Genomic DNA, 13,128 nt, shown 5'->3' on the forward strand with positions numbered 1-13,128 from the left:
AACGAACTGGGCCTGCACGACGACCCGCTGTTCAAGCTGGCCATGCAGCTCGAGAAGATCGCACTGGAAGACGAATACTTCGTGTCGCGCAAGCTGTACCCGAACGTCGACTTCTACTCGGGTATCGTTCAGCGCGCGCTGGGCATCCCGACCTCGATGTTCACCTGCATCTTCGCACTGGCTCGTACCGTGGGCTGGATCGCGCAGTGGAACGAGATGATCGGCGAGCCGGATCAGAAGATCGGTCGTCCGCGTCAGTTGTTCATCGGCGAAACGCCGCGCGACGTGACGGCAATCGACAAGCGCTAAGCCTGTCGAGGCACCCGGCACGGCCCCCGCTTGCCGTGCCGGCACCGCAACCTTGCTGAAACGGCAAGGCGGTGCGCCCCGCAACGAGCCTTCGTTGCGCTATATTCGAACTCACGGCACAAGCTGCCGTGATTCGCACAAATCCCCGGTTGATCGTGCGTTTACCGCCCGGTTTCCCGGGGATTTCGTATTCCGCCGGCGCGAAAGCGCTATGGCATAATCAAAAGTTCACAGAACGATAGTCTTGTTCTCAGAACGATATATAGCCCCGCGTTTTTATCATGGCCAAGACCCTGTATGACAAATTGTGGGATGCACACGTTGTGCATACCGAGGACGATGGCACCACGTTGCTCTACATCGACCGCCACCTGCTGCACGAGGTGACCAGTCCGCAGGCGTTCGAGGGGCTAAAAATCGCGCAGCGTCCGGTCTGGCGTTTGTCCGCCAACCTCGCGGTGTCGGACCACAATGTGCCGACCACCGACCGTACACAAGGCATCGCCGATCCGATTTCGCGTCTGCAGGTCGATACGCTCGACAGCAACTGCGACAAGTTCGGCATCACCCAATTCAAGATGAACGATCTCCGTCAGGGCATCGTGCACGTGATCGGCCCGGAGCAGGGCGCCACGTTGCCCGGCATGACGGTGGTGTGCGGTGACTCGCACACGTCGACGCACGGCGCATTCGGTGCGCTGGCCTTCGGCATCGGCACGTCCGAGGTCGAGCACACGCTCGCCACGCAGACGCTGCTCATGAAGAAGAGCAAGAACATGCTCGTGAAGGTCGAGGGCACGCTGCCGCGCGGCTGTTCCGCCAAGGACATCGTGCTCGCCGTCATCGGCAAGATCGGCACGGCAGGCGGCACGGGCTACACGATCGAGTTCGCCGGCTCGGCGATCCGTTCGCTCACGATGGAAGGTCGCATGACGGTGTGCAACATGGCGATCGAGGCGGGCGCACGCGCCGGTCTGGTCGCCGTGGACGACACCACGATCAACTACGTGAAGGGCCGTCCGTTCGCGCCGACCGGCGTGGAATTCCAGCAGGCGGAAGCCTACTGGCGCCAGTTCCACACCGACGCCGGTGCCGCGTTCGATCACGTCGTGGAAATCGACGCCAACACGCTGCGCCCGCAAGTGAGCTGGGGCACGTCGCCGGAAATGGTGGTGAGCATCGAAGACCGCGTGCCCGATCCCGAGAAGGAAAAGGACCCGGTCAAGCGCAGCGCCATGGAGCGCGCGCTGGAGTACATGGCGCTCACGCCGGATACGCCGATGGCCAGCATCAACGTCGACAAGGTGTTCATCGGCTCGTGCACCAATTCGCGCATCGAGGATATCCGCGCAGCCGCCTACGTCGTGAAGAAGCTCGGTCGCCGCGTGGCGTCGAACGTGCGTCTGGCGATGGTGGTGCCGGGTTCGGGGCTCGTGAAGCATCAGGCCGAGCAGGAAGGGCTGGATCAGGTCTTCAAGGCCGCCGGCTTCGAATGGCGCGAACCGGGCTGCTCGATGTGCCTGGCGATGAACGCCGACCGTCTGGAGCCGGGCGAGCGCTGCGCATCGACCTCGAACCGCAACTTCGAAGGCCGACAGGGCGCGGGTGGCCGTACGCACCTGGTGAGCCCGGCAATGGCGGCCGCAGCTGCCATCGAAGGCCATTTCGTCGACGTGCGACGCCTGGTCTGAGACCCACGCATCGATTTATCCGTCGTTTGACACTTTCTTTGATAGAGACAAGACCATGAAGAAACTGTGGATGCTGATCGGTGCGGTGCTGCTGTTGGGCGTGGCGGGTTGCAACACGATGGCGGGCCTCGGCAAGGATACGCAAGCCGCTGGCTCGGCGCTCGAAAACGCCGCGAAGAAGTGATGCGACGGTGCGTGTGCCCGGACGATGTCCCGGCACGCGCACCCACGAAATTTCCGGTTTTCGCGATTGTGGCTCCCGAGAGCCGGTCGCAGCCGAACTGTTTTGATCAGGTGGTTCGTGATGGAAAAATTTACTGTCCATACGGGGTTGGTGGCACCGCTGGATCGCGAAAACGTCGATACCGACGCGATCATCCCCAAGCAATTCCTGAAGTCGATCAAGCGCACGGGTTTCGGCCCGAACCTGTTCGACGAGTGGCGTTACCTCGATGTCGGCCAGCCGGGCCAGGATTGCAGCACGCGTCCGCTCAACCCGAACTTCGTGCTCAACCAGCCGCGCTATCAAGGCGCGACGGTGTTGCTCGCACGCAAGAACTTCGGCTGCGGCAGCTCGCGTGAGCATGCGCCGTGGGCCTTGCAGCAATACGGCTTTCGCGCCGTGATTGCGCCGAGCTTCGCCGACATCTTCTTCAACAACTGCTACAAGAATGGGCTGCTGCCGATCGCATTGAGCGAAATGCAGGTCGATCACCTGTTCAACGAGACGGCCGCGTTCAATGGCTATCAGTTGACGATCGATCTCGACAAGCAGGCCGTGATTACCTCGGACGGCCGTGCTTATGAGTTCGATATCGCGCCGTTCCGCAAGTACTGCCTGTTGAATGGTTTCGACGACATCGGCCTGACGCTGCGTCACGCCGACAAGATTCGCGCCTACGAGGCCGAGCGGCTGACCAAGCAGCCGTGGCTCGCAACGCGCCTGCCGGGCTGAGCCCCGCGCATCGAAGGCACATCCAAGGAGATTGCATGAAAATCGCTGTGTTGCCGGGTGACGGCATTGGTCCGGAAATCGTCGCGGAAGCCGTGAATGTGCTGAACGCGCTCGGCGAGACGTTCGAGCTCGAAGAAGCGCCCGTGGGCGGGGCCGGCTATGAGGCGGCGGGCCACCCGCTGCCCGAGGCCACGCTCAAGCTCGCCAAGGAAGCCGACGCTATCCTGTTCGGCGCCGTGGGCGACTGGAAGTACGATTCGCTCGAGCGCGCGCTGCGTCCCGAGCAGGCGATTCTGGGCCTGCGCAAGCACCTGCAGCTGTTCGCCAACTTCCGTCCGGCCATCCTCTACAAGGAACTGGCCGCTGCGTCGAGCCTGAAGCCGGAAATCGTGGCAGGGTTGGATATCCTGATCATCCGCGAGCTGAACGGCGACATTTATTTCGGCCAGCCGAAGGGTTTCCGCCAGTCGCCGGACGGGGCTTTCGAGGGCGCACGCGAAGGTTTTGATACCATGCGTTATAGCGTGCCCGAAGTGGAGCGCATCGCACACGTGGCATTTCAGGCGGCAGCCAAGCGCGACAAGCGTTTGTGCTCGGTCGACAAGGCCAACGTGCTCGAGACTTCGCAGCTCTGGCGCGACACGATGATCGAGGTTGCCAAGCAGTATCCGGAGGTCGAGCTGTCGCATATGTACGTCGACAATGCCGCGATGCAACTGGTCAAGGCACCGAAGAACTTCGACGTGGTGGTGACTGGCAACATGTTCGGCGATATTCTGTCGGACGAGGCCGCCATGCTGACCGGTTCGATCGGCATGCTGCCGTCGGCGTCGCTGGATGCCAACAACAAGGGGCTGTACGAGCCGTCGCACGGTTCGGCCCCCGACATCGCCGGCAAGGGCGTGGCCAATCCGTTGGCAACGATCCTGTCGGCTGCCATGATGCTGCGTTACACGCTGGGCCGCGCTGAACAGGCCGACCGCGTGGAAAACGCAGTCAAGAAGGTGCTGGCGCAGGGGTTGCGCACGCCCGACATCTGGCAGGAAGGCGCGACCAAGGTCGGTACGCGCGACATGGGCGCGGCGGTGGTTGCCGCGCTATAACGTCAACGGGGCGTCGTGAGACGCCCCTTGGCGCAATTGCAACGATAAGAGAGTGGATAAATGAAAACCGTAGGTCTGGTAGGTTGGCGGGGCATGGTCGGTTCGGTTCTGATGCAGCGCATGCAGCAGGAGAACGACTTTGCCTTGATCGAGCCGGTGTTTTTCAGCACCAGCAACGCGGGCGGCAAAGCCCCGTCGATGGCGAAGAACGAGACTTCGCTGAAAGACGCCAATGATGTCAATGAGCTGAAAAAATGCGACATCATCATTACCTGCCAGGGCGGTGATTACACCACTGAGATCTTCCCGAAGCTGCGTGCTGCGGGATGGAACGGTTACTGGATCGATGCCGCTTCGACGCTGCGCATGAAGGACGATGCCATCATCGTGCTCGATCCGGTCAACCTCGACGTGATCAAGAACTCGCTCACGAAGGGCACGAAGAACTTCGTCGGCGGCAACTGCACCGTGAGCTGCATGCTGATGGGCCTGGGCGGTCTGTTCCAGCACGGTCTGGTGGACTGGCTGACGTCGATGACGTATCAGGCGGCATCGGGCGGTGGCGCGCAGCACATGCGTGAGCTGCTCACGCAGTTCGGCAGCATCAACGCCGAAGTCAAGGCGTTGCTCGACGATCCGCATTCGGCCATTCTGGAAATCGACCGCAAGGTGCTGGCCAAGCAGCACGCCCTCACGGCCGACGAGACCAAGCAATTCGGCGTGCCGCTCGGCGGCAACCTGATTCCCTGGATCGACAAGGATCTGGGCAACGGCCAGTCGAAGGAAGAGTGGAAGGGCGGTGCCGAGACCAACAAGATTCTGGGTCTGGGCGACGGCTTCCCGGGCACCCGTGCCATTCCGGTGGACGGTCTGTGCGTGCGTATCGGTGCGATGCGTTGCCACAGCCAGGCGCTCACTATCAAGCTTACGAAGGATGTGCCGTTAGATGAACTGACCGACATCATCGGCCAGGCAAACGACTGGGTGAAGGTGGTGCCGAACACGCGCGAGGCGTCGATGACCGATTTGACGCCTGCGGCCGTGACCGGCACGATGACGATTCCGGTGGGTCGCCTGCGCAAGATGTCGATGGGTCCGGAGTACCTGTCGGCATTCACGGTGGGCGATCAACTGTTGTGGGGCGCGGCGGAACCGCTGCGCCGCATGCTGCGCATCCTGCTCGACGCTTGAGCGTCGCAGCGCATCGGTAAGGCGTGAAGAAACGGCGGCCCGCGAGGCCGCCGTCCGCGCTTTGGGAGGCGCTCCTCGTACGAGGGGCCGCCAGTGACAAACGACTGACAGGCTAGACAAGACACAGTGCGGAAATACTCGACCGGCAAGCGCGCAAATTCGTCCCGTAATTCGTTTCGCTTGAGCGCGGCAGCGGCTGTCTTGTGGAGCCTCGGGCTTCTCAACGCCGGCGCCGCCGAGTTCGGCCCGCAACAGGTGCGCTCGGGTCCTGGCCAGCCGTTGCGAGCGGTGATCGTGCTGGGCAACGTGTCGCAAGCCGAAGCCGACGGATTGTCGGTGAAGCTCGCGCCGCGCGATGCCTTCAAGCAAGCCGGTCTGCGCTACGATCCCACGCTCGAGAAGCTCTCCGTGTCGGTCTCGCCGACGGGCGGCCGCGAGCCGGGCTACAGCGGCACGTATCTCGTGCATGTCGATTCGGCCGAACCGGTCAGCACGTCGTTCCTCGATCTGTTGCTTGTCGTCGAATGGCGCACTGGCCGTCAGTCCAATGCCGTGACGCTCTCGGCCATTCCTGAAGCCAGTCTGGCGCAGCCGCAGGCCGTCGTGCCTGCTGCGACGGCGGATAGCACTGTGTCGGCGGCGCCCGCCGCGACGGCAAGCGCGCCTGCACCTGCCGCGTCTGAGGCAACCGCCACCCCGGCGGCCAATGCAGAAGGGGCGCGCAAGGTCGGGCGCGGTGACTCGCTGTCGTCGATTGCTCGCGAATTCACGGGCGGCGAAGGCGGCACGACGCTGGCACAGATGATGACCGCGCTGTTCGAGGCGAACCGCTCGGCGTTCATTGGCAACGATCCGAACCGTTTGCGTCAGGGGGCAACGCTGGCACGCCCGGCCGATGCACAGGTGCAAAGTATTCCTCCCGCGCAGGCACGCAAGTTCGTGTCGGCCGCACGGGAGCAGTTTGACGCGTATCGCGCGCGGCTGGCCGATTCGACGGCGCAGCAGGCAGCACCGGCCGGTGGCCGCAGTGCACAGGGCGCGATCGAAGCGGGCAAGGCGCCGGAAGCCGCCGCCCCCGCCACGCGCGATGAATTGAAGCTGTCGCGACCCGGCAAGGGGGCAGCGGGCGGCACAGCCGCACGCGCCGGCGGCAGTGAGGAAGAGCAAATCGCTCAGGGCAAGGCGCAAGCCGAGGCTCAGGGCAGGGTGAATGAGTTGCAGAAGAACGTAGCAGATCTCCAGAAGCTGTTGGCGATGAAGAATCAGGCCGCAGCCAAGCTGGAGGAGCAGGCCGCCACCGCTTCCGGGGTGCCTGCGCAAGACCAACCGGCGAAATCCGCCGAAGGCAAGACGACCGCGCCGGCAGCCGCCGCCACTTCGGCCCCTGCGCCGACGCAGGACGCGACCGCCAAGGAAGCGGACGCGACAGCCAGCGCCGCGACGACGGCGGTGGCGTCTGATGCCGCCGCCGAGACGGCTTCTGCGGCGCCGGCTGCATCGGCAGGCGCCTCCGAAGCCATCGCCGCAGCGGCACCGGTCAGCGAGGCGGCTGCAGCCGCCCCGGCCAGTGCAGCGGCCGCCGATGTGAAGACGCCGAACGCCGGGATGAACTGGCGTGCCGTTTCCCAGAATCCGTATGTGCTGCCCGGTGCGGGTGTGCTCGTGGTGCTGCTTGGTCTGTGGTGGCTGATGCGCCGCCGCCGTGCCGAACCGCCGGTGGGGCAGCCCGGACCGTATGACGACGGTCATGATGGCCGAAGCGAGCCGCAAGGCGAGCCGGCATCGCATGGCGCGACTGCCGCTGGCGTGGCGGGCGTGGTGGGCGCCTCTGCGGCTGGCGCAGCCGGTGCGGCAGCGATGTACGCCGCCCATCAGGCCGAAGCCGACGAGCATCTGCATCCTGCTGCCGACGACGCCTGGCAGACGCCGAACGACGGCGTGGCGGCGCTCGACGCGGCAGCCTCGTCTCCCGCAGCGGCAGAAGCCGACGACGCGTGGAATGCGGAGCAAGACGATCTGACCGGCGAACTGGCCGACACGGCGCACGCCGAAGGACTCGGCGAGCCGCCGGTCGTCGAGCACGCCGCTGAAGCCGTCGCCGAACCGCTTGCGGACGATGCGGCAGCCCAGCCTGTGCACGCCACCGAGGAAGCCGCCAGCGAGCCGGAAATCGACTGGGATGCCGCATTTGCCGAGCAGGCCGGGGAAGTGGCGCCGACGGTCGCCCTCGGTGACGCGCCCGCTGCGCACGAGGACCCGGCGGCGGCCAGCCTGGCGTCGCTCGAAGCCTTGAGCGCGGCAGCGGCCGTTGGTGGCATCGCTGCCGGGCAAGCCGAGGCCTCCGAGTCGCACACCGAGCCGACCGAGACCACCGATCACGCACAGCCCGACGCCCCCGTGGCCGAGCCGGTCGTCGAACCGCAAGCGGGCGCCACGCCCGATGGCGGTGTGGCGGGCATGCTGGGCGATCTGGATCTCGGCATTCCGGGACAGCCGTCTCATGTCGGCACGATTGCGAGCGATGCCTTGCCGTCGTTGACGAAGGGCATCGGCTCCGTGCAGTTCACGATGGCGCCGCCGGGCGATCCGCTGCATCAGCAAGCCGATCAAGAATCGGATGCCGACCTAGACGGGGAACTGAGCGACGCCGATTTCGACGCCGCCATGCAGCAGGTGGCGAGCGCTTCGGAAGCGCCGCGCAGCTACACGGACGCCGCACACGAGGCACCGTCGCTCAAGCCGATGTCGTTCGACTTGTCGGACTTCAGTCTCGACCTGAAGGGCGACGATACGCCGAGCGCGCCAGCCTCCGCGAGCGCACCGGTACTGCCCGCCGCCACCGGCGTGGAAGCGCTGGTCGAACACGAAACGCTGGCATCGCCCGCACCGTCGACGCCGTTCGCCGCCGAGCCTGCTGCGCCTCAGGTGCCGGCAGTGGCACCGGTAGCCTCGGCCGAACCGATCGCTCCGCGCCCCGCAGGCGGGGCCGAAGTGCCGGACGAGTTCCATACGAAGCTCGAACTGGCCGCGGCGTACCAGACCATCGGCGACGATGATGGCGCGCGCGAACTGCTCGAGGAAGTGATCGCCGGCGGCGACGCCGCACAGCAATCGGTCGCACGTACGCGACTGGCCGAGCTGGGCAAGTGACGCGACGGTACACCGGCGAACACACCACAGATTGACCGTAGTTTGGGGCGCTCGTAGGTTGGGCGCCCGTTTTTCTTTTTCATATGCGAATTGCACTGGGCATCCATTACGACGGTACGGCGTTCTCCGGCTGGCAGTCGCAGCCGCACGGCAACACCGTGCAACAGGCGCTCGAGTCCGCCATGCGCGAGTTCGGCGGCGTAGCGCTGCCGACCACGGTGGCGGGGCGGACCGACACCGGCGTGCATGGCATCGGTCAGGTCGTGCATTTCGACACCGAGCTGGACCGGGCCATGTTCTCGTGGGTGCGCGGCGTGAACGCCTTCCTGCCGAAGACCGTGGCAGTCCAGTGGGCGCAGGCGATGCCGGACGATTTCCACGCCCGGTTCACGGCCTTCGAGCGCACGTATTTCTACGTGCTGTATGTCCACCCGGTGCGCTCGCCGCTGCTCGACGGCCGCTGCGGCTGGTTGCACACGCCGCTCGATCTGGAGGCGATGCGCACCGCAGGCCAGGTGCTTGTCGGCGAGCACGACTTTTCGGCGTTCCGTTCGTCCGAGTGCCAGGCGAAGACACCGGTCAAGCACCTGTACGCCATCGACATCGAGCAGCAGGGCCACTTCTTCGTGTTCCGTTTCCGCGCGAGCGCCTTCCTGCATCACATGGTGCGCAACATCATGGGCTGTCTGGTGGCGATCGGCCGGGGCCGTCAGCCCGCGAGCTGGATGACGGACGTGCTCGCGAGTCTCGATCGTCGAGAGGCCGCGCCGACGTTCATGCCGGACGGGCTGTATCTGGCCCGCGTGGGGTATCCTGAGCGTTTCGCCGTGCCCGAGCCCAACTGGGCCGCATGGCCGTTTCCGATGCCGTGGGCAAGTTCATGAAATCCCCTCAAACGCGTACGCGAATCAAGATCTGCGGTCTCTCGCAGGCAGCCGACATCGATCACGCCGTGGCGCTGGGTGTCGACGCCATCGGACTCGTCTTCTACCCGCCGAGCCCGCGCTACGTCGATCTGGCACGTGCGGCCGAGCTGGCCCGCCGGGTGCCGCCCTATGTGAGCCTGGTCGGGCTGTTCGTGAACGCCACGGCCGACGAGATCGCCCGCACCGTCGAGGCCGTGCCCCTGACCACGCTTCAGTTCCACGGCGACGAAAGCCCCGAGCAATGTGCGGCCTTGTCGGCCGCCGCCGGGAACCGTCCTTACATGCGCGCCATGCGTATCGGCCCTGAGACGAAAGACAGTGGCGATTTGCTACAATTCGCTAACGCATACACCGCCGCGCAAGGCATCTTGCTCGATGCCCTGGTCGAGGGCTACGGGGGTGGAGGAAAGGTTTTCGATTGGTCACTTATTCCAAAAGACATCGCGCGTCGGGCCGTTTTGAGTGGTGGCTTGAACGCACACAACGTTGCTGAAGCCATCGGCCGGGTGACGCCATACGCCGTCGACGTGTCGAGCGGTGTGGAGGCGTCGCGGGGCGTGAAGGATCCCGCCCGCATGACGGCGTTCGTGCACGCAGTGCGTGCCGCCGACGCCGAATAGCAACCTGCCGGAGCGCCCGCACGGGCTGTCTCCGGTACTGCGAAGAGTGACGACCATGTACGATTTGCCTGACGCCCGTGGCCATTTCGGCCCGTACGGCGGTATTTTTGTGGCCGAGACGCTGATTCACGCGCTCGAAGAACTGCGTGAAAACTACGAGAAGTATCAGCAGGATCCGGCCTTCCTCGAAGAATTCCATTACGAACTGAAGCACTACGTCGGCCGTCCGTCGCCGATCTATCACGCCAAGCGCTGGAGCCAGGAGTTGGGCGGCGCGCAGGTGTACCTCAAGCGCGAAGACCTGAATCACACGGGCGCGCACAAGGTCAATAACGTGATCGGTCAGGCGCTGCTCGCGCGTCGCATGGGCAAACGCCGTGTGATTGCCGAAACCGGTGCGGGCCAGCACGGTGTGGCCACGGCGACCATTGCCGCGCGTTTCGGCATGGAGTGCGTGGTCTACATGGGCGCCGAAGACGTCAAGCGTCAGGCGGCGAACGTGTACCGCATGCAATTGCTGGGCGCGACCGTGATTCCCGTGGAATCCGGCTCGAAAACCCTCAAGGACGCCCTGAACGAAGCCATGCGCGACTGGGTGACGAACGTCGAGAACACGTTCTACATCATCGGCACGGTCGCGGGCCCGCACCCGTACCCGATGCTCGTGCGCGACTTCCAGAGCGTGATCGGCGAGGAGTGCAAGGTGCAGATGCCCGAGCTTGCCGGCCGTCAGCCGGACTACGTGCTTGCGTGCGTGGGCGGCGGATCGAACGCGATGGGCATCTTCTATCCGTATATCGATGTGCCCGACGTGAAGCTCGTGGGCGTGGAAGCGGCGGGCGACGGTATCGAAACCGGTCGCCACGCGGCGTCGATCATCGGTGGCACGCCCGGCGTGCTGCACGGCAACCGCACGTATCTGCTGCAGGACGCGAACGGTCAGATCACCGAGACGCATTCGATCTCGGCCGGTCTGGACTACCCGGGCGTCGGCCCCGAGCACGCCTGGCTGCACGACATCAAGCGCGCGGAATATGTGGGCATTACCGATGCCGAAGCGCTCAAGGCGTTCCATGATTGCTGCCGGATCGAAGGCATCATTCCGGCACTGGAGTCGAGCCATGCGCTCGCTTACGCGTGCAAGCTTGCGCCGACGCTGCCGAGCGACCAGATCGTGCTGGTCAACCTCTCGGGGCGCGGCGACAAGGACATGCATACCGTGATGGCGCTGGCCGAACAGGCGCCCGCAGGCACGTAAGCATCGCAGGCGTTGCCGCGGCAACGCGAGGCACCACGGATTCCCTGATCCACTTTGACACTGACACAGAACCAGCATGACCGATCTGACTGATCGCAAGGCACAGAATGACGCCCTCGGGACCGAGCGTCCCGTGGACGCCACCGAAGCTGCCGCCGCACGTCTCGAGGCCCTGGAAGCGGCCGGCGAGCTGCGCGCGCGTTGGGCGCCGGGCGACATCGTTTTGCGTCATGCTGATTTCCTGCAGCACCTGCACGAACTGGAAGACGGCAGCGTCGACCTGATCCTCGCCGATCCGCCTTACGGGCTCGGCAAGGACTACGGCAACGATTCCGACAAGCGCTCCGGCGAGGACTTTCTCGGCTGGACGTATGGCTGGCTCGAAGCGGCCATTCCGAAGCTGGCGCCGCGCGGCTCGCTCTACCTGTTCTGTACGTGGCAGTACGCCCCCGAGCTCTTCGTGTTTCTGAAGCAGCGCATGTTGATGATCAACGAGATCATCTGGGATCGCCGCGTGCCCAGTATGGGCGGCAGCACCCGACGATTCTCGTCCGTTCACGACAACATCGGCTTTTTCGCGGTCTCGAAGGACTATTACTTCGACCTCGACGCCGTGCGCGTGCCGTATGACGCCGCAACGAAGAAGGCGCGCTCGCGCCGCATCTTCGAGGGCAGCAAGTGGCTGGAGCTGGGCTACAACCCCAAGGATCTGTGGTCGATCTCGCGATTGCACCGGCAAGACCCCGAGCGCGTCGATCATCCGACGCAGAAACCGCTGCATATCATTGAGCGCATGGTGCTGGCCAGTTGCCCGCCCGGCGGTCTCGTGCTCGACCCGTTCATGGGCAGCGGCACGACTGCCGTGGCTTGTGCGCTGCACGGCCGACGCTTCGTCGGCTACGAGCTGAATGCGCATTACCACGCGCTCGCCAACCAACGACTTCAGAGACTTTCCGATCATGTCCCGCATTCAAGCGACGTTCCAAGCCTTGCAAGCGCAGGGTAAGAAGGGCCTCATTCCATTCATCACCGCCGGCGATCCCGAGCCGGGCTGGACGGTCAAGCTCATGCATGCGCTGGCCGATAACGGCGCCGACGTCATCGAGCTTGGCGTGCCGTTCTCCGACCCGATGGCCGACGGCCCCGTCATTCAACGCGCTTCCGAGCGTGCGCTGGAGCGAGGCGTGAGCCTGGCCGACGTGCTCGGCTATGTCGCCGCGTTCCGCCAGACCAACGACCGCACGCCGGTCGTGCTCATGGGCTACGCCAACCCGATCGAGGCGATGGGCCTCGAGGCTTTCGCCGAGCGTGCCGCCAAGGCCGGCGTGGACGGCGTGCTGGTCGTCGACTATCCGCCCGAGGAGGCCGAGGCCTACGCGGGTGCCATGCGCGCCCACGCGATCGATCCGATCTTCCTGCTGGCGCCGACCTCGACCGACGAGCGCATTGCGGCTGTGGCCCGTCAGGCGAGCGGTTACCTGTACTACGTCTCGCTCAAGGGCGTGACCGGGGCCGCCAGTCTGGACCTGGACAGCGTGGCCTCCAGGATCCCCCAGATCAAGGCCGTAGCGGCCCTGCCGGTGGGCGTAGGCTTCGGGATTCGCGACGCCGAAACGGCTCGCGCCATCTCGGGTGTGGCCGATGCCGTGGTCATCGGTAGCGCCATCATTCAGCGACTGGAAAACACGCCGCGTGATCCGGAAGGCCAGAACGCGGTAAAATCGCTGGCTGAATTCATCGGCGGTATCCGTCAGGCGCTCGACGAGGGCGCCAAATCAGCGTAAATTCGCGGCGTAAATTTGCGGCGCAAGTTCTCGCTGTTAGTTCGCGGCGTGGATGAATCGCCGAGCGGGCGAGCGCGTCAGAGCGCCCGCCCGGGGCCGAACCGTCCGGTGAAACGCTGAATTGAAACGACCGTGTCATGC

General features: G+C 64.8%; 12 protein-coding genes. All 12 read left to right on the forward strand.

Going from position 1 to position 13,128, the window contains the following annotated elements; translation table 11 throughout:
* The coding region (locus ABWO90_RS13295) for a citrate/2-methylcitrate synthase (RefSeq protein WP_353191711.1) at nt 1-309 on the forward strand (309 nt) is incomplete at its 5' end.
* Nucleotides 310-590: 281 nt separating this feature from the next.
* Nucleotides 591-2,000, forward strand: coding sequence for a 3-isopropylmalate dehydratase large subunit (leuC, locus tag ABWO90_RS13300; RefSeq protein ID WP_353191712.1), 1,410 nt, complete (start codon nt 591-593; stop codon nt 1,998-2,000).
* Nucleotides 2,001-2,055: 55 nt separating this feature from the next.
* Complete coding sequence (locus tag ABWO90_RS13305; RefSeq protein WP_023596599.1) at nt 2,056-2,184, forward strand: entericidin A/B family lipoprotein; 129 nt, start codon at nt 2,056-2,058, stop codon at nt 2,182-2,184.
* Between the two features lie 120 nt (nt 2,185-2,304).
* Nucleotides 2,305-2,955 carry a 3-isopropylmalate dehydratase small subunit gene (gene leuD / locus ABWO90_RS13310; RefSeq protein WP_353191713.1) on the forward strand — a complete coding sequence of 217 codons (651 nt, stop codon included), beginning with the start codon at nt 2,305-2,307 and terminating at the stop codon, nt 2,953-2,955.
* Nucleotides 2,956-2,990: 35 nt separating this feature from the next.
* Nucleotides 2,991-4,058 (forward strand): 3-isopropylmalate dehydrogenase, encoded by a 1,068-nt coding sequence (gene leuB / locus ABWO90_RS13315; RefSeq protein ID WP_353191714.1) that lies wholly within the window; start codon nt 2,991-2,993, stop codon nt 4,056-4,058.
* Between the two features lie 60 nt (nt 4,059-4,118).
* Nucleotides 4,119-5,249 carry an aspartate-semialdehyde dehydrogenase gene (gene asd, locus ABWO90_RS13320; protein ID WP_353191715.1) on the forward strand — a complete coding sequence of 377 codons (1,131 nt, stop codon included), beginning with the start codon at nt 4,119-4,121 and terminating at the stop codon, nt 5,247-5,249.
* A gap of 201 nt (nt 5,250-5,450) precedes the next feature.
* Complete coding sequence (locus ABWO90_RS13325; protein ID WP_353191716.1) at nt 5,451-8,399, forward strand: motility hub landmark protein FimV; 2,949 nt, start codon at nt 5,451-5,453, stop codon at nt 8,397-8,399.
* An 83-nt stretch (nt 8,400-8,482) separates the two neighbouring features.
* Complete coding sequence (truA, locus tag ABWO90_RS13330; protein ID WP_353191717.1) at nt 8,483-9,283, forward strand: tRNA pseudouridine(38-40) synthase TruA; 801 nt, start codon at nt 8,483-8,485, stop codon at nt 9,281-9,283.
* Complete coding sequence (locus tag ABWO90_RS13335; protein ID WP_353191718.1) at nt 9,250-9,945, forward strand: phosphoribosylanthranilate isomerase; 696 nt, start codon at nt 9,250-9,252, stop codon at nt 9,943-9,945. Before truA ends, ABWO90_RS13335 begins: the two co-directional genes overlap by 34 nt.
* Nucleotides 9,946-10,000: 55 nt before the next feature.
* On the forward strand, nt 10,001-11,203 hold the full coding sequence (gene trpB, locus ABWO90_RS13340) for a tryptophan synthase subunit beta (protein WP_353191719.1): 1,203 nt from the start codon (nt 10,001-10,003) through the stop codon (nt 11,201-11,203).
* 76 nt (nt 11,204-11,279) lie between these two features.
* Entirely contained in the window at nt 11,280-12,209 is a 930-nt protein-coding gene (locus ABWO90_RS13345; protein ID WP_353191720.1) for a DNA-methyltransferase, read from the forward strand.
* Complete coding sequence (gene trpA / locus ABWO90_RS13350; protein WP_353191721.1) at nt 12,163-12,987, forward strand: tryptophan synthase subunit alpha; 825 nt, start codon at nt 12,163-12,165, stop codon at nt 12,985-12,987. Before ABWO90_RS13345 ends, trpA begins: the two co-directional genes overlap by 47 nt.
* Nucleotides 12,988-13,128 lie beyond the last annotated feature (141 nt).

Source organism: Pandoraea pnomenusa, from assembly GCF_040391475.1.
Classification (GTDB): Bacteria; Pseudomonadota; Gammaproteobacteria; order Burkholderiales; family Burkholderiaceae; genus Pandoraea; species Pandoraea pnomenusa_C.